The 17,558-nt window shown below is 60.2% G+C and carries 12 protein-coding genes and 2 tRNA genes; 10 read left to right on the top strand and 4 right to left on the bottom strand.

Annotated elements, in window-relative coordinates; genetic code table 11:
- The first annotated feature begins 45 nt into the window (after positions 1-45).
- Entirely contained in the window at positions 46-567 is a 522-nt protein-coding gene (locus tag LG373_RS09110; protein ID WP_216529322.1) for a GNAT family N-acetyltransferase, read from the top strand.
- A 79-nt stretch (positions 568-646) separates the two neighbouring features.
- Here LG373_RS09110 and LG373_RS09105 read toward each other — a convergent pair whose 3' ends face one another.
- Positions 647-1,921, bottom strand: coding sequence for an ArsB/NhaD family transporter (locus tag LG373_RS09105; RefSeq protein WP_114566753.1), 1,275 nt, complete (start codon positions 1,919-1,921; stop codon positions 647-649).
- Between the two features lie 323 nt (positions 1,922-2,244).
- Between LG373_RS09105 and LG373_RS09100 the strand changes: the two genes are divergently transcribed.
- Both LG373_RS09100 and LG373_RS09095 read left to right on the top strand, forming a co-directional pair.
- The gene (locus tag LG373_RS09100; RefSeq protein WP_225749622.1) at positions 2,245-4,497 is read left to right on the top strand and encodes a MurT ligase domain-containing protein; all 2,253 of its coding nucleotides are present in this window, start codon (positions 2,245-2,247) and stop codon (positions 4,495-4,497) included.
- Positions 4,498-4,825: 328 nt separating this feature from the next.
- Positions 4,826-6,163 carry an LCP family protein gene (locus LG373_RS09095; protein ID WP_370632894.1) on the top strand — a complete coding sequence of 446 codons (1,338 nt, stop codon included), beginning with the start codon at positions 4,826-4,828 and terminating at the stop codon, positions 6,161-6,163.
- Between the two features lies 1 nt (position 6,164).
- Here the strand turns inward: LG373_RS09095 and LG373_RS09090 are convergent, their stop codons facing one another.
- Positions 6,165-6,914: a TraX family protein gene (locus LG373_RS09090; protein WP_216529325.1), complete on the bottom strand. Its 750-nt coding sequence runs from the start codon at positions 6,912-6,914 to the stop codon at positions 6,165-6,167.
- Positions 6,915-7,080: 166 nt separating this feature from the next.
- On the opposite strand from LG373_RS09090, the gene LG373_RS09085 reads away from it, so the two are divergent.
- A complete protein-coding gene (locus tag LG373_RS09085) occupies positions 7,081-7,857 on the top strand; it encodes a CPBP family intramembrane glutamic endopeptidase (protein WP_225749620.1) in 777 nt (258 codons plus the stop codon).
- Between the two features lie 13 nt (positions 7,858-7,870).
- On the opposite strand, the gene LG373_RS09080 is transcribed toward LG373_RS09085, so the two are convergent.
- A complete protein-coding gene (locus tag LG373_RS09080) occupies positions 7,871-9,562 on the bottom strand; it encodes a diguanylate cyclase (protein ID WP_225749619.1) in 1,692 nt (563 codons plus the stop codon).
- 317 nt (positions 9,563-9,879) lie between these two features.
- Here LG373_RS09080 and LG373_RS09075 point away from each other — a divergent pair.
- Positions 9,880-9,966 (top strand) — tRNA-Leu (locus tag LG373_RS09075).
- A 744-nt stretch (positions 9,967-10,710) separates the two neighbouring features.
- Here the strand turns inward: LG373_RS09075 and LG373_RS09070 are convergent.
- Positions 10,711-10,787, bottom strand: a tRNA-Met gene (locus tag LG373_RS09070).
- Between the two features lie 438 nt (positions 10,788-11,225).
- Between LG373_RS09070 and LG373_RS09065 the strand changes: the two genes are divergently transcribed.
- The 5 genes from LG373_RS09065 (at position 11,226) to LG373_RS09045 (ending at position 17,246) form a co-directional block, all read left to right on the top strand.
- A complete protein-coding gene (locus LG373_RS09065) occupies positions 11,226-11,774 on the top strand; it encodes a DUF308 domain-containing protein (protein ID WP_225749618.1) in 549 nt (182 codons plus the stop codon).
- Positions 11,775-12,126: 352 nt separating this feature from the next.
- Positions 12,127-13,566 carry a sodium-dependent transporter gene (locus LG373_RS09060; RefSeq protein WP_216529148.1) on the top strand — a complete coding sequence of 480 codons (1,440 nt, stop codon included), beginning with the start codon at positions 12,127-12,129 and terminating at the stop codon, positions 13,564-13,566.
- 57 nt (positions 13,567-13,623) lie between these two features.
- The gene (locus LG373_RS09055; protein WP_216529149.1) at positions 13,624-14,535 is read left to right on the top strand and encodes an acetamidase/formamidase family protein; all 912 of its coding nucleotides are present in this window, start codon (positions 13,624-13,626) and stop codon (positions 14,533-14,535) included.
- Positions 14,536-14,755: 220 nt separating this feature from the next.
- Positions 14,756-16,150 carry an APC family permease gene (locus tag LG373_RS09050; RefSeq protein WP_216529150.1) on the top strand — a complete coding sequence of 465 codons (1,395 nt, stop codon included), beginning with the start codon at positions 14,756-14,758 and terminating at the stop codon, positions 16,148-16,150.
- Between the two features lie 169 nt (positions 16,151-16,319).
- A complete protein-coding gene (locus tag LG373_RS09045; protein WP_225749617.1) occupies positions 16,320-17,246 on the top strand; it encodes a PfkB family carbohydrate kinase in 927 nt (308 codons plus the stop codon).
- Positions 17,247-17,558: the final 312 nt, after the last annotated feature.

The following is a 17,558-nucleotide window of genomic DNA, read 5'->3' as shown; positions in this document are numbered from 1 at the left end:
GCGTTGATCGCTCGTTTTGGCTTACGAACTCGCAGGAGGTTGTTCGTGGAATTCGTCATTGCAACAGCTGAGCACCTTGATCGCATGTGCGACATAACCGACCAGGCGAAGCGTCAGCTTCGGGGTTTGGACGTGAATCAGTGGCAAAACGGGTACCCCTGTCGCGAAACGTGGGTGCAGGACATAGCGGACGGCTGCACGTATCTTGCCATGGAAGACGGTTCGGTGCAGGGGATCTTTGCCTACAAAGAGGGCCCCGATCCTTCGTATGCCGTCATCGACGGCGCGTGGTTGACCGGCGACGATGCGCGCTACGTGGCGCTGCATCGCGTGTGCGTGGCGGACGAAAGCAAGGGAAAGGGCGTGGCGGGCGCGATGTTCCAGTATGCGTTCGACCTTGCCTGCCGCGCCAACATGGCTTCCGTGCGCATCGACACGCACCCCGAAAACGTTCCGATGCGGCGTGCGCTTGAGAAGGCGGGCTTTCGGTATTGCGGCGAGATTCGTTTGGCCGAAGGCGCCGAACAGGGCGACCTGCGCATTGCGTTCGAGAAGGAACTGGCCTGATCGTAGGCTCGCGTCGCATCGGAACGCGCGCGTCGCCGCATGCCGTCGTCGGCTCGCGCGGCATGCGCGACCGCTTCGCCTACGCGGCCGGGAACCTCAGCACCAGGTACACGCCCGCCATCAGCACCGTGAGCAGCATGATGGGGAAGGCCGTTTTGAAGAAGCCCATGAACGTGATCTCGTAGCCGAACTTCTTGCTGATGTCGGACAGCACTACGTTCGCGCTAGCTCCGATAAGGGTGCCGTTGCCGCCCAGGCACGCACCCAGGGAGACGGCCCACCACAAAGGCGTTACGTCCATGCCCGACGCTTCCATGGTCAGCAAGATGGGGATCATGGTGGCTACGAAGGGTATGTTGTCCAGGAAGCTGGAGATGACCGCCGATCCTATCAGCAGCACCAGCATGGTTACGAACACGTTGCCCCCGGTCATGTCCACCAGCCCGTTCGCCAGCATGCCGATGACGCCGGTTTCCGCCAGCGCTCCAACAATGACGAACAGTCCGGCGAAGAACGAAAGCGTGGTCCATTCCACCTGCGAGAGCGCGTCTTCGATGCTCGTGCCCGATAGCAGGATGGTGATGCCGGCCACGCCGAGCGCGATGATGCTCGATTCCAGCCCCAGCGCTCCGTGCCCCATGAACCCGACGACTACGACGCCGGTCATGACAACGCTCAACTTGAGCAGGCGCGCGTCTTTGATGTACGTGCGCTCGTCAAGCTCCATGACGCGGGCGCGTTCTTCGTCGTTGACTTTCATGGACCGTCCGTACATGAAGTAGAACACTATCAAAATCGCGGCCAAGATGACCACGACGGCGGGGGCGTCCATCATGATGAAGTCGAGAAACGTGAATCCTGCGGCCGATCCGATCATGATGTTCGGGGGGTCGCCGATGAGCGTGGCGGTTCCGCCGATGTTCGACGCCATGATCTCGGTCATGAAGAACGGGATGGGGTTGATGTCGAGCAGGCGGCATACGGTCAGGGTCATGGGCCCGATGAGCAGCACGGTGGTCACGTTGTCCAAAAACGCAGATAAAACGGCGGTGAGCAGCACGAACAAAAGCATGATCTTCCAGGGGTCGCCCCGTGCGATGCGCGCGCTCTTGATGGCCAGGTACTCGAACACGCCCGACAGCTTCACCACCGACACGAACAGCATCATGCCCAGCAGCACGCCCAGCGTGTTGAAGTCGATGTGCTCCATGGCTGCGTCGAACGGCATTACGTGCAGCGCGAGCACCACCATGGCGCCCACGATGGCCGCGAGCGACCGATGCAGCTTTTCGGTCATGATCGCCAGCATGACAACCACGAATATGACGATGGCTATGATCTGATTTGTGTCCATGTGGATTATTGTACGCCCGAAGCGGCAATCGAGGCCGCACTTTTCCAGCGGCCTGTCCGTCAATATGCGTCGAATGGCGGGCAGCGGGCTGCATGACGCCGGCATCCGCCCGACGTCTGCCGTTGGTTTTCCTTCCGCGCGGCGCACGTTCCCTCTTAGGCTGTCTGGGGATGCTGCGCTTCGGTTGGCGCGCGGGCGCAACCTGATGATTGTATGGAGGGGCGTGCCTTGCGGGCACGGGGCGCGTTCGTGCGCGACAACCGAACGGGTATACTGATCGCATTGAAGCCGTACTACACGTACTACAAGACGAAGGACACTTTATGGGTTTGCAGTTCGCCGCCGCACGCGCCGTGAGCGCCGTCTCCACGTGGGGACTGAAGAACGTGTTTCATCGCCCTGCCGCCAACTTTCCCGGGAAGATCGCGCTGTACGTCGATCCGCGCATCATCGCCGATCTGACGCCGAAGCTGGCCAAGGGCTCGGTTGCGGTGGTCGGCACGAACGGGAAGACCACGGTCACGAACCTGCTTGCCGATGTGCTGGAGCAGGCGGGCCAACGCGTGGTGTGCAACCGGACCGGAGCGAACCTGGATTCGGGAGTGGCCACGGCGCTGCTGCATGCGGGCCCGTCCGATTGGGGCGTGTTCGAAACCGACGAGCTATGGCTGGCGAAGATCCTGCCGCATCTGAAGGCGAACTACGTTGTGCTGCTCAACCTGTTCCGCGATCAGCTGGATCGTGTGGGGGAGATCGACCGCATCCAGGACAGCATCGTGGGCGCGCTGGCTTCGTCGCCCGACACGGTGCTGGTCTACAACGCCGACGACCCGTTGTGCGCGATGATTGCCGAGCGTGCGGAAAACCGGTCCATCGCGTTCGGCGTTGCTCAGGATATGGGCTTGCCTCAGAACACGGTGGCCGACGCCACTATGTGCCAGCGTTGCTCGTCGATGTTTGAATATGCGTTTCGCCAGTATGGTCAGCTGGGAGATTTTCATTGTCCGACCTGCGGTTTTTCTCGTGCAAGCCTTGATTTTGCCGCCGAGGACGTGCGCTTGAGCACGGACGGCTTGTCGTTTCAGCTGGGAAAGCCCCAGCAGGGTGTTGCCGCAAACGCAGGCGCGTTTTCGGTGCGCGCTCCGTTCAGCGGCGCGTACATGGTGTACAACCTGGCGGCGGTGGGTGTTGCCGCAAGCCTGCTCGGCTGCTCGAATGACGCGCTTCAGCAGGCTATCGATGCGTTCGACCCGCAGAACGGGCGTTTGCAATCGTACGAGATTGCCGGTCGATCGGCGCTGCTCAACCTGGCAAAGAACCCGACCGGGTTCAACCAAAACCTCAAGATCATCTTGCAGGACGAAGGGCCCAAGGCCGTGGCGTTCTTCGTCAACGATAAGGAGGGCGACGGTCGCGACATCTCGTGGCTGTGGGACATCGATTTCGAGGAGCTTGCCGCCGAGCGCGACTTGCTGGTGTTCGCGGGCGGCATCCGCCGCAACGACCTGCAGGTTCGCTTGAAGTATGCCGGGCTTGACGCGCAGCTGATCGATGACGCTCACGACCTGTTCGGGCGTTTGTCCAACGTGCCTGCCGAGGTCAAGGCGTACCTTATTGCAAACTACACGGCGCTTCCTCCCGTTCATACCGACATGGACGCGTTGGCCGCTGCTGAAACCGCGCCGTCGGCAGGCGCGCCGGGCGCTTCGGGCACGCCCGCTGCTGCGGACGCATCCGACGCTTCGCAGGCGCCTGTTGCTGCTGCGAGCGCGCCCTCGGCTTCGCAGGTGCCCCCTGCCGCCGACCCGTCGGATTCCGAGGCCCCGCTTGTTATTGCGCACCTGTTCCCCGACCTGCTCAACCTATACGGCGACGGCGGCAACGTGCGCATTCTGGAACGCCGTCTTCGCGACCGAGGCGTTGCCGTGGAGGTCAAGCGCGTGAACCACGGGCAGTCCGTCGATCTGGCGGACGTCGACTTGGTGTTCTTGGGCGGCGGGCCCGATCGCGAGCAGCGCTTGGCTTCCGCCGAACTCATGCGCATGCGCGATGAGCTGCGCGCCTTCGTCGAGGACGACGGCGTGTTGCTGGCTATTTGCGGCGGCTATCAGATCCTCGGCAAGGAATGGCTGCTGGGCGACGAGGTGGTCGAGGGCCTGGGCATCGTCGACATGACCACCGAGCGCGCGGCGGGATCCGCTGACCGGCTGATCGACAACATCGTGCTGGACTCGCCTTTGGCGCAGATGCCGGTGGTGGGGTACGAGAACCATGCCGGTCGCACGCGTCTTGGCGCCGGCGTTCAGGCTTTCGGGCGCGTGGTTTCCTCGGTGGGCCATGGCAACAACGACGACGACAAGCAGGACGGCGTGCTGTACAAAAACGTGGTGGGAACGTACCTTCACGGTCCGCTGTTGGCGAAGAATCCGCAGGTGGCGGACGCTTTGTTGGCTCGGGCGCTCGAACGCCGCGCCGCGCGTGCGGAAGTTCCCGCCCCCTCCCTTGCGGCGCTTGACGACACGGTGGAAAAGGCTGCGAACGAATACCTGTGCAAGCGCTTGAACGTGCGCGTTTAACGAATAGCGAGGGCGGCTTCCTTGAGGAGCCGCCCTCGATTCGCTATGGGCTTTTCCTAGTAAAGGCTTGTGCGCGCTTGCGCGGTCGCGCGTTCGTCGGCACAATACGTCCATGGACTCTCAACGAAGCAATCAAAGGCGCCCTTCGCGCGCGCATGAGGAATCACCTCGACCCACGCAAGAAAACCGTTCTTCGCGGCCCGGTCCCGTTCGGGCTTCTCGACCGGCCGCCTCGCGCGGCGCGGGCGATGGCGCAAGAAGGCGACCGAGCGTTCAATCCGCATCTTCTCCTACGCCTCGCGCTCGATTGTCGCGCAACGGCGCTGACGTGCCGCGCTCTTCAAAGCGGAAGCGACCCAGCAAGCTGGTGATCGCGCTTGCGGTGGTGGGCGTGCTCGTGTTGGGCGGAGCCGGCGCGGCGTTTGCGTACTACGGCATTTTGTCGGGGAACCTGCACGCCGGGGTCGATGCCAAGTTGCGCGCGGCGCTCGTTGATACGGATTTGGCGAAAGAGCCGTTCTACGTACTGCTTATGGGCACGGACGGGTCGAACGATCGCCAGGCTTCCCAGGAATACGCAGGGGACCAGTTTCGCAGCGACAGCATCATACTTGCGCGGATCGATCCGGTCGACAAAAAGGTCACCATGGTTTCGATCCATCGAGACACCCTGGTTGACATGGGCGAATACGGTCAAAACAAGCTGAATGCCGCTCACGCTATTGGCGGTGCGGCACTGGCGGTGGAGACCGTGTCCAAGTTGGCGGGCGTGCCCATTTCCCATTACGCGGAAATCAACTTCGACGGCTTCAAGGACGTGGTGGACGCTTTGGGCGGCGTTGAGGTGGACGTTCCCATGGAGATCGACGACGAAGACGCCGGCGGCCACTTGGATGCCGGCGTGCAGACGCTCAGCGGCGATCAAGCCCTTATCCTGTGTCGTTCGCGGCATGCGTACGATGAGTTCGGAGACGGCGATTCGTATCGCGCGGCGAACCAGCGATTGGTTCTGGGGGCTATTGCGAAGAAGATCCTCTCGGCTGACGTGGCCACCATGGCAAGCACCGTGCAGGCCCTTTCCCAATACGTGACCACCGATCTTGAAATTACGGACATCGTGGGCATAGCTCAAATCATGCAGGGGCTTGATCCGGCAACGGATATGTATTCCGGCATGGAACCCACCACGTCCAGCTACATCGACGGCGTGTGGTACGAGATCAACAACGTCGAGCAATGGAAGGCCATGATGGCGCGCGTTGACCAGGGTCTTCCGCCTACGGAGGGCGATATCGTCGACGAGGTGTCGGGTACCATCTTGGCCAGCACGGGCAGCGGGCAGCTTGTGAACGAGAGCGGCGATTTGAGCGGCGGCGGCGCTTCGCAGAAGCGTTCGGGAACGGTTGCGGTGCGCAATGGAAACGGCATAACCGGCGCGGGGTCCCAGGCTGCCGAGCGCGTTCAATCGCTGGGCTACAAGGTGGAGTCGGGCAATGCGGACAGCTTCGATTATCCGCAAACGCTTGTCGTATACGAGCAGGGTGGAAAAGCGGATCGCGCCCAAGAGATTGTCGATGCGCTCGGCGTGGGCAAAGCTATGGTTAACGACGGGTCGTACGTTATCAACGCCGACTTCCTGGTGGTTTTGGGAGCCGACTGGAAATAGCTTACATGCCCCAGGTCCAGTCGTTGAGCAGCAGTCCTTTCGCCAAGCCCAGCACAAGGATGTGCAGGGGATAGTACGCATAGAAGAACCACTTCATCGGCAGGCCGCGCTTTCCGTTGTATGAGAGCAGCAGCGGAATGGTGGCCGTGCATCCAGCCAAGGGGTACAGCGCGAAGGATAGCAGAACCAGATTGGAGCTTGCCAGATATCGCGCAAGCGCGGGGATTCCGTCTGCCAATATGGGCAGCAAAAGCGGGTAGACAATGCGCTGGCGTCGATCTTCAAGGATCTTCATCATGAGGACCATGATGGGCCCTAGAATGCCCCAGTCACACAGAGAGCTTGCCGCCATCAGCGCCGCCGCGATCGCCCAAAAACCTGCTCGGTTTTCCAGGCGGTCGTAAAGATACAGCACGGCTAATCCGATGAGCAACGTGAACAGCACGTTGAGGTTTCCTGCAAGAAACAACCCGTAGGGTATTTGAGATATAAGGGCAAACACGAGCAGGCGCCGGGCGTATTTAGGTACGCTTGATGTGCGTCGGTAGCCTTCTACCAGCAGAAATGCCATGATGGGGAAGGCGAGTCCGCCAAGACCGAACAGTAGGCAGAACGCTTCGGCAGGTAGGTAGGGATAGAACATGTAGGACGCGTGGTTGGCTGTCATGCCGACTATGGCTACGATTTTCAAAGCGAAGGACGAGACGCCCCTACGCGTGTCTTCATCGGTTGTATTGAGCGATTCGTTCATAGGATTCCAGTATACTGGGACGGCTGGGGGATTGCGGGATGAAGGGCGAAATTGCGTGATGCAGGCAAAGGACGGCTCAAACGGTTCAAGCGGATCAAACGAGGCTGGGAAAGCGAACCGGCCCGTTTCGGCCTCGGCCTCGGCTCCGGGGGAGGGTTCCTCGGCCGTGCTCGCTTTGTTTCGGGCTCCCGGTTTGTTTGTTGCGGCAATCGTGCTGTCGGTGATGTGCTTCCAAGTCTTCCCGGACGATACGCTGGAGTCTTCGCTTGTGCAGGGGATTGCGCTGTCGATCATGGTGCTTGCGCTTGTGAGGATTGGTCGTCCCAAGGCGTTGCAGCGTTCTTGCAAGACGATCAGCTCCCTTGGCCGTTGGGTGGTTTTCGTGCTTGCGGTAGGGTTTGCCGCGGGCATCGCGCTGTGCCTGCTTTCCGAACCGGTTGGTTTCTTTGATTCGGACGCCGCGGCGCGCGTTGCCTTCATTCTTCCGATATGCCTGATGACCGGCTTGTTCGAAGAGGGTGTTTTCAGGGTTCTTGCCCTGGATGCGTTCTTGACGCGCTTGGCCCCGCTGCGTGCTGCGGTGGTTTCGGCGGTTTTGTTCGGGCTGCTGCACGTGTCGTTCGGACAGGCGCTGGCCGTTGGGGACGCGGTTGCGTGGACGCAGGCCGTGCTCAAGCCGGTGCAGGCGGGGCTGTTCGGCTTCTTCATGGCCGTTTTGTACCTGAAGGGCTGCAGCCTGTGGTTTCTAGCCTGGGTTCACGCTGCATTCGATCTGGTTTATCTGGGCCCGATCATGCTTGCCACGGGGATGCAGCCGGTCTACGTGACCGGCGGCTTTGACGATCTGATCGTGCTTGCGGCTACCACGATCCTTTTGCTCGCGCCGGCGCGAGCGGCGTGGTCGGCTTTTCGCGCGCCGTCGAAGGCGGCCTCGGATTCGTAGCGGTTTCCCGCCCTCAGTCTTGGCTGGCACACGAGCATTTGTTACGCTTCGCACGGTACAAGTCGTTGTCGGCTTGCCGGTACAGATCTTCGAACACCGGGTTGCCGCATGTTTGCGAGCAGTTGCTGCGAGCTACGCCAACGGCTAGCGACAACGATGCGAGCGGGTTTTCTATGGCCTCGTCGTGAAAACCCTCGAATGCTTCGCTTTTGATGCGCTCCACCAGGCGATCGAGGTCGGCCGTGTTTTGCGCATGCGGTACGAACACGGCAAACTCGTCGCCGCCGAACCGCGCGACGACGGCGCTAGGACCTGCGACGTCCTTTAGGAATGCGGCAACGTGCGTCAGGACGCGATCGCCCGTGGGGTGTCCGTACCGATCGTTCACTTCCTTGAAATCGTCCACGTCGATGAACAGGAGCGCGCACGTCTCGCTGTGCTGCTCGCAGTGTTTTCGAATGCGCTCGATGGCCGTGCGCCGTGCAATTGCCCCGGTTAGGTCATCGTGCTCCGCAAGCGCTCTGTACGTCTGCTGCTGCACCATCATGGCGTGCGTGTCCAGAAGCCTTCCCACATGGCGATACGGTTTTCCGTTTTCGTCTCGCAAGACGACGGATTGGTATCGGCACCACAGGGGGTTGCCTTGCGCGTCGGGCAAGGCAACATCAACGTCGACGCGCGCTGCTGCGTGGTTCGTGCACGCGTGCTGGTAGATTTCGAAATCTCCGTGGTTGGCCTGGCACGACGGCCCCTGCGGGCCCAGTTTGTCGAAGTCGCTCGACGCCATGGGACGCCCGAACCGTTTTTCGAAATCCCCGAACACCTCCGTTTTCTTAAGGCGGCAGTTTGCGTCGAAGAGCACATCGTTGTTGAGCTCTGCCAAGATGGTGAGCCGCTCGTTGCTTTTCTCGAGTTCTTCTTGGTAGGTGATCTTGTCGGTGATGTCGAGCGTTGCCACGTAAAACCAGCGAACGCCGTCCTCGTCAACCACCAAGCGCCCCCAATCTTCAATCCAGCGAACGCTGCCGTCTTTTTTCTTGATGCGGTAGGTGACGACATCGGTGTCGCCGTACTTCATCTGTTCGGCTATGGACTCTTCCACGGCCTCGATGTCTTCGGGATGGACGAATCCCCTGAACGAGTTTCCGGTTGCCTCTCGAAATGCCTGCCCGGTTTCGTAACCGGTCATTTCAAGCAGTCCGGCGCTGATCGAGCTGAATTCTTCGCCACCGTCGGCGTGGTAGCGGAACAGCCCTCCTGGCATGCGTTTCAGGAAGTGGTGGTATTCTTCTTTGATTTTTCGCTCGTTTGCCAAGGCCGATCGCAGCTTGCGCTGCGCTTGGTTCATTTCGATGGCGTTCATGATGCGTCGAGATGCGTAAGGGCTGAAGGGTCGAACGATGATGTCCAGCGCGTTCGGCATCCGTTCGGTGGAGGGCGCTTCGTTGTGGTCGTCTACAATCAAGAAGAACGGAATGCCGTCGGTTACGCTGGGCCCTTCGAAAACGTTTGGTCCGGTCATGCTTGCAAGATGGGGGAAATCGTTGTCTGCAATGATGGCCGATATGCCCTGTTTCGATCCTCTGACAAGGGAGAACGCTTCCAGGATGTCAGATGCTTTCAGCACGGTGCATGTTTGCGTCAGCAGGCTCCCCAGCTCTTCACGGTCGCTTTCGAGCGTACTTGCGATTAGGACGGTGTGCATGACGGTCGTTCCCCTTCGGCCGGCAGGCCCTCGCTTCTTGCGAGGCGAGGGCCACGTGGTATGGGTGGTGAAGGCATCGTTTTGTTTTCGAGTGTAGCATAGCGAGTGCGAGGCGAAGCTGACGAGCCCGTTGTTCGGAAGTGGGTTTTGACGGCTTGCCGTGGGCGTTTGCGCGTGCTGGGCGACCGGCGGGTTCGGCTTGCTGCGAGCGTGAAAGCTGCGTTTGAGAGTGCGTAGAAAATAGCGGAAATTTGTTCTTGCGTTTGCAAAGCGAATCCGGTAACATATTCAACCGCTTCGGAAGAAGCACGATTTGTGCGGGCGTGGCGGAATTGGCAGACGCGTACGGTTCAGGTCCGTATGGGGGCAACCCCATGGAGGTTCAAGTCCTCTCGCCCGCACCATTTGAATTGCAAGGCCCCTGGTTCCAGGGGCCTTTTTGCATGTATGGAGCAGGAGGCGTGGGGGGCCGGCCGGGGAAGGGGCGCCGGGCACGGCTGCGGAGGCTGTTGCGCGTGGCGTGCAGCACGTGCCGCACGGTGTGCGCCACTCGGCGTACGGTGTGCGGCTGAATCCGATCTCGGCCGCGGGCACGGGCGTGGGCACGGATTCGGCCGCGGATTCGGATTCGGGCGATTCGCCCAGGTTCCTGTGATGCATCCCTGGAATTACCCCGCCGCGACCCGTTTGCGCACGAAAAATCGCTCCCGCTGGCAGGTTTTGACGTTTAGGGGTCGTCGGACCGGGCGCTGTTTCCGCTGCTGCTCCGCTCGTATTTTGTTTCCCCTGGTCACAGAGCCGGGACGTCGCATCGCGCTTCCGTTGGCCCTTGTCTTGCTGAACCAAACGACCTCTAACCGTCAAAACCTGCCAGCGAGAGCGGTTTTTCGTGCGCGGGCTTGCCTGCAAGCGACGAAAGTCTTGCACGAGCACGTGCTCGCGTTGCATCGGATGCGACATGCCGAGGCGATATGCGCGGGAGCGGGTCTGCGCCAAGAGCGCGTTTGCAGGTGCTGTCCGGCTATTCGTGCAGGAGAGGCAAGGGGAAGTTCCGAGTCAAGGAGTCGGGTCCGGGGTTGCCGCTGGCGGTTTCGACCAATAAAAAAGCAGGTCAACCGTTTTCTTTGGTTGACCTGCTACAAGTTTTATGGTCGCGGGGGCAGGATTTGAACCTACGGCCTCCGGGTTATGAGCCCGGCGAGCTACCAGACTGCTCCACCCCGCAACATTGTGTTGCGCCTACCCTTCCTGCCCGAAGTGCCTTCAAACAGGAAAAGCGGCGAAAATGAATATTACTAGCATTCAGTATAAGAAGCAAACGATTTCTGGCAATTCATAGAATGTTCATAATTAGATACAGCTTCGACTGGATTAACGCGATGCCCGCTGCGCCTGGGCGCATGGCTTCGGCTTAATGCGCAGCGGGCAAATGGCCTCAAGCAGCCAAGCCGCCTCAGTTTAGTCGGGCGGTGCTCCTTCGGCTTCTTCGCGTTAAGCGTTGGTGCGACGCATCCGGTTTGGTGCGGGGCGTTCTTCGGCAAGGTTCTGCTTGCTGCGGCGCGTTGCGTGAAGAAAACCGCCGTTCATCAGTTTTGTGTCGTGCGTTCATTCGGGAGTATTATGCAGGTAGCTCGACAAATCGCCAAGCAAATGGAGGCAAGTTATGAAGTCGTTCATCGACGTAATCCGTTCCAATATTTTGGTGCAGGCCGTTCTGTCTATTGCGCTGGGCTTGCTTTTGGCATTTTGGCCGGGAGCGACGGTGCTCACCGTGGTCTATCTGCTGGCTTTGTACCTTGCCGTTTCCGGTGCGGCGTCGCTGTTCTCCTACTTTCGCTCTTCGAGCGGTCGTTACCGGTCTGCCGGAGTGCTTACCAGCGCGGTCGTGCTGCTGGTGCTGGCGTTGCTCGTGTTTTTGTTTCCGCAGGCCGTCGCCGGGTTTTTCTCGTTGATTCTGGGTGTTCTGCTGCTTGTCGGCGGTGTTGTGAACGCGATCCGTTCCATCGAGCTGCGCGCGTATCAGGGCAGCACGTGGATCGCTTCGCTAGTGATAAGCGCCGCCGTGGCCATCGGCGGCGTGGTTATCGTGATCAATCCCTTCGAAACCACGGCGGCATTCGTCCTGATGCTTGGCGTGCTGCTTATCGTGAAGGGCGTTGGCGACCTGGTCATCGAGCGCAGGCTCGCACAAGCCTCGAAAGACCTACGCTAGAGCACGCCTCGCTTTCAACCGCGTCTCCGCCCTCGATTGTGGCCACGCCCCGCCTCCGCCTTCGGCTGCAGCCCCGCCTCCGCCTTCGGCTGCAGCCCCGCCTCCGCCTTCGGCTGCAGCCCCGCCTCCGCCTTCGGCTGCAGCCCCGCCTCCGCCTTCGGCTGTAGCCCTGTTTCCAGCCCCGGTCGCCCCGGCCCGCCGCTCTCCCGATTGCGTAGGCTGCGTCGGTCGTTTCGCCCGATCGAACAGGCACATTGCGGCTCGCAGCCGGGTTCTCCCACCTTTTTGCGCTACAATTGCAGCGTTTTGCTAACAGGCAGTTGCGTGCAAATATCTGCAAGAGGAGCGTGGTATGAGCGAGGGCAAGGGGACGGGCGGCGTGCAAACCGCCGACCGTGAGCGATTCGCGTCGCGGTTGGGCTTTATCCTGATCAGCGCCGGATGCGCTATCGGCTTGGGAAACGTGTGGCGTTTCCCCTACATCGTGGGCGAGTACGGCGGCGCGGCCTTCGTGCTTATGTACCTGGTCTTTTTGATCATTCTGGGTCTGCCTGTCATGGTCATGGAGTTCGCCGTGGGCCGCGCCAGCCAAAAAAGCGCGGCGCTTGCGTTCGATACGCTGCAGCCTTCGCGGAAGTGGCATTGGTTCTCGTGGTGGGGCTACATCGGGTGCATGGTGCTCATGATGTTCTACACCACCGTGGGCGGCTGGATGCTGTCCTTCGTGGTGAAAATGGGAACCGGCGCGTTCAACGGCCTTGATAGCGCGGGTGTCGGCCAGGTGTTCAACGACATGCTGGCGAACCCCACCGAATTGGTGGGCTGGATGCTGGTGGTCATCGTTTTAGGCTTCTTGGTATGCAGCCTGGGCTTGCAGAAAGGCGTCGAGCGTATCACCAAGGTGATGATGGTGTGCCTTCTGGGCATCATGGTGGTGTTGGTGGCGCGCGCCGTTACCCTGCCGGGCGGCTTGGAGGGCCTCGAGTTCTACCTGATCCCCGACTTTGGCAAGCTGTTCGCCGGGGCAACGCCTGCGGAGCAATGGGCTACGTTCGGCGACGCCGTGTACGCGGCTATGGGCCAGGCGTTCTTCACGCTTTCGCTGGGCATCGCCGCCATGGAGATCTTCGGCAGCTACATCGGCAAAGAGCGCTCGCTCACGGGCGAGGCCCTGCGCATCTGCGGCTTGGATACGGCGGTTGCCCTTATGGCCGGTCTCATCATCTTTCCTGCATGCTTCGCGTTTGCGGTTGAGCCGGGCAGCGGTCCGGGCTTGGTGTTCGCTACGCTTCCTAGCGTGTTCAATCAAATGCCCATGGGTCAGCTATGGGGCGCGCTGTTCTTCGTGTTCATGAGCTTTGCCGCCCTGTCCACCATCATTGCGGTGTTCGAAAACCTGATCAGCTGGTCTATGGACAAGTGGGGTTGGAGTCGCAAGGTGGCCGTTGCTCGCACGGCTATTCTGGTGACGGTGCTCAGTCTTCCGTGCGCTCTTGGATTCAACGTGCTCGCGGGCGTCACCATTCCGGCTATCGGCGACATCCAGTCTATCGAGGACTTCATTGTGTCGAACAACCTGCTGCCGCTGGGCAGCCTGTTCTTCGTGCTGTTCTGCGTCACGAAAAGCGGGTGGGGTTGGGAGAACTTCCTGGCCGAAGCCGACACGGGCAAGGGGCTGAAGTTCCCGGCATGGTCGCTTCCGTGGTTGAAGTTCGGCATCCCCTCGCTGATTCTGATCATTTTCGTTATGGGGTATGCACCGAAAGTGGCGGTATGGCTGGGTATGGCGTAGCGGAACGCTGAAGGAATATACTGGACGAATCGTCAACCCAAGGAGGATGAAGGCATCATGCAGGTCATCGAAGATCAGGTCATTAAGTTTTCCAAGGACAATGCGCCTTGCTACACTGCGCAGCCGGGCGAGGTTTTGCTGTTCAAGACGCAGGATTGCTTTGCCGGACGCATTCCTACCGAAGACGTCACCATGAAGGACTTGAACTTCTCGTACGGGTTCACCAATCCGGCTGCTGGTCCCGTGTACGTGGAAGGTGCTCAGCCAGGTGACGTGCTGGTGGTTGACATTTACGACGTGCAGGTTGCTGACCAGGGCGTTATCGCAACCGATGACCACTGCGGACCGTTGTTCGAATCGACCGACTACCGCAGCAAGATCATCCCCATCAAAGACGGCATGGCCGAGTTCAACGGCGTTAAATTCCCCATCGACCCCATGATCGGGGTTATAGGAACCGCGCCCGACGGCGAGGATGTCATCGACGGTTTCGTGGGTGCTCATGGGGGCAATCTTGACAACAAACTGATCACCAAGGGAACTCGCATGTACTTCCCCGTGCGCGTGCCGGGCGCGCTGCTCCAAATGGGCGACGTGCACGCAACCATGGGCGACGCCGAACTGTGCGGCACGGGCATCGAGATTGCTGCCGACATTACAGTGAAGGTGTCGCTGGTGAAGGATTTCGAGTTGAACTGGCCCGTGCTCGAGACGTTTGGCCCGCACGGCAAGTGGTACGTGAACGCGAGCGCTCAGGAGTTTGACGAGGCCCTGATGAACGGCTCCAAGGAGATGCAGCGTTTGCTCATGCGCATTACGGGTTGGGACGCTATCGACGCCTACATGTACATGTCGGTGCAAAGCGACGTAGAGTTGTCTCAGGCGTGCAAGCCCTGCGAGGTTCAGCTGAGCCTGCGCGTTGGGACGCCGAAGTTGCCGCAGTTCCCGCCGCTGGTTCCCCAGCCGTAAGCGAGTTTTACCGGGAAGGGCGCTGTTGGAGCCGGGTGAATTCCCGGCTCTAATTATGTAAGCGTCCGTTTACAAAAAAGTTGTGGATTCGATGACAAGGTAGCGCGATAATTCGAGGATGCGCTTTGCTGCGCAAGCGCGCTGGGTTGCAGCGCTTTAGTGCAGCGGAGCGGCGAAGGAAGAGGCGGCTTCGGCTGCACGTTAGTAAGGGGGACCGACTATGTCGGCTCAAACCGATTCTCCGGCGAAAGCGTCCGGAGAGAGCATCGAGCAGTTCGGCTACAAGCAAGAACTGCGAAGGGGCATGACTTTGCGCGACGTCGTTTTGTACGGCGTGTTGTTCATGGTTATCATTGCTCCGCAGTCCATCTACGGCGAAATCCAAATCGCCAGCGGCGGCATGACGCCGCTCGTGTACATCGTAGGCTTCGTGGCTATCAGCTTTACGGCCATGAGCTACATGCGCATGTCGAAGCGCTTTCCCATTGCGGGATCGGTGTATTCGTATGTGCAGCGCGGCATCAATCCCCACGTAGGCTTCATGGCTGGTTGGCTCATTTTGTTGGACTACGTGTTCGTTCCGTCGTTGCTGCTGGTTATGGTGGCGAACTGGGGCGTTGCGCTTGTTCCGGGAAGCCCGTGGTATCTGTGGGTTGTTGTGTTTGTGGTGTTCAACACGTTCGTGAACATTCGCGGCATTCAGATGACGAAGGGCGTGGACTGGGTTATTTTCGTTGTTGAGATCCTGGCCGTTATCGCGTTCATCGCTATTGGCACGAGCTTCGTTTTGGGCGGCGGCGGTGCTGGTCAGCTGACGATCGACCCCATCTATCAGCCGGGTAAGGTTGATGCGCACTTTATAGCGACGGCGGTTTCCATTGCATGCCTGTCGTTCCTTGGCTTCGACGGCATGTCCACGTTGGCCGAGGAAACCGTGAAGCCCGAAAAGACCATCGGCAAGGGCATCCTCATCGCTTTGTGCATCATGGTGGTCGTGTTCGTGGCGCAGACCTACGTCGCCGCGCTCATTCAGCCCGACGTTTCGCAGGTTGATCCCGAAATGGGATTCTTTAACGCAGCGCTTATGGCGGGCGGTCCCGTTCTGTACAAGCTGCTGCTCGTTGTGAATATCGTGGCTGTTGGTATCGCCAACATCATGAACGCGCAGCTTGCTTCTTCTCGCCTGCTGTACTCCATGGGCCGCGACGGCGTGATCCCGCGCATCTTCGGCAAGGTTCACCCGAAGTTCCAGACGCCCTACATTGCGTCTATTGCATTGGGCGTTGTGTCCTTGATTCTGCCCATGTTCTTGGATATGACCACGCTGGTGGCATTCGTGAACTTCGGCGCGCTGTCGTCGTTCGTGCTGTTGAACTTTGCCGTGTTCTTGTTCTTCTTCGTGAAGGAAAAGAAGCGCTCTTCGTTCGGCGACGTGGTGAAGTACCTGATTTGCCCTTGGCTTGGCATATTCATTCTGGTGTACGTGTTCACCGGGTTTGATTTGCAGACTTATGCGGTGGGCATTTCCTGGATGGTCATCGGCCTGATTATCGGCGCGGTGAAATCGAAGGGCTACAAGGAGGTTCCGGAGGCGTTCAGGCATCTGGAAGTGTAGCGCACAGGCGATTGATTGTTGAGCGGGCGGCCTTCGGGTCGCCCGCTTTGCCGTTCGGGTTGGTGCGTTCGCTTGGCGCGCGACGGCGCTTTGCGTTTGCCTGCGCAGCGGCTCGCGCGGGTGTCGGTATACTATGCTGATCAAGGCGGATCTACGCGAAGGGGGAGCGATGGGGGCTTCGAAAGCTCGCAATGCGGTTCTGGCGGTGGGGGCCATTATGGTGGACGTGGTGTGCTGCGTACCGGCGCTGCCGGCCTCGGGCGAAGGCGTGGTGGTCGAGTCGTCGCGCGCCGTCGTGGGAGGCTGCGCGTTCAACTCTGCGAACGCTGCGCGCCAGTTGGGGGCCGACTGCACCTTGTTTGCGCCCGTGGGCGAGGGTATCTACGCAGGGTTTGTAGAAGGTGCGCTTGCGCAGCGCGGCTTGCAGGCGCCGTTGCGCGTGAAAGGCCGCGACAACGGATCTTGCACGTGCTTGGTCGAGCCTGATGGACAGCGCACGATGATCACTTCGCCGGGCGTCGAGCGCTACTTCGAGCGGTCGTGGTTCGACGCCATCGACGCTGCGCATGTTTCGTGCGGTCTTGCCAGCGGATACGAGATAGAGGGTTCCGGCGGCAACGCTATCATCGAGTTCTTTGAAGAACATCCCGAAATCCAGTTCTTCTATGCGCCCGGTCCGCGCATTTTGGGCGTGGGGCCGGAGAAGCACGCGCGCATCAACGCGCTTCGCCCCATTTGGCACCTGAACGATCAGGAGGCCCTTGCGTACACCGGTTGCTCGACGCTTGAAGATGCGGCTCGCGTTCTGGCTGCAGCTTGCGAAAACGCCGTGGTCATCACGGCGGGTGCTGCCGGCTCCTTTGTGCTTGAAGGGCCGGACGCTTGTTTTGCCAACGTTGCAACGGAGGCGGTTCGCGTGGCCGATACCGTGGGAGCGGGCGATGCTCATCTGGGCGCGCTTGCGGCTGCGCGCGCTGCGGGCCGTTCGTGGAAGGAATCGCTTGAGCTTGCGAACAAGGTGGCGTCTGGCGTATGCTCGGTTGAGGGTGCAACGCTTTCTGACGAGGCGTTCGCTCGGTTGGGCGTGGCGCTGTAGCGACGCGCCTGCAATTCGGCTGCGGGGTTGCCGTCGATGAAGGTAGCGCTCCGCTTGCGGGGTCTCGCGTTCGCTCGCGAAGGGATGTGCGCACGAAAAACCGCCATCGCTGGCAGGTTTTGACGTTTAGGGGTTGTCGGGCGGTGCGTCGTTCTTGCTGTCATGAGGCTTGCTTTTTATTTTGCCTGGTCGCGGCCTTGGGCTATTGCACTGCTCTTTTGCGAGCGCCCGTCCGGCGGGGTTCAACGACCTCAAACCGTGAAAACCTGCCAGCGATGGAGGTTTTTCGTGCGCAAGCTTGCTGGGAGAAGG

The organism is Paraeggerthella sp. Marseille-Q4926 (genome assembly GCF_916618935.1).
GTDB lineage: Bacteria > Actinomycetota > Coriobacteriia > Coriobacteriales > Eggerthellaceae > Paraeggerthella > Paraeggerthella hominis.
This window is presented reverse-complemented; position numbering and strand designations above follow the sequence as displayed.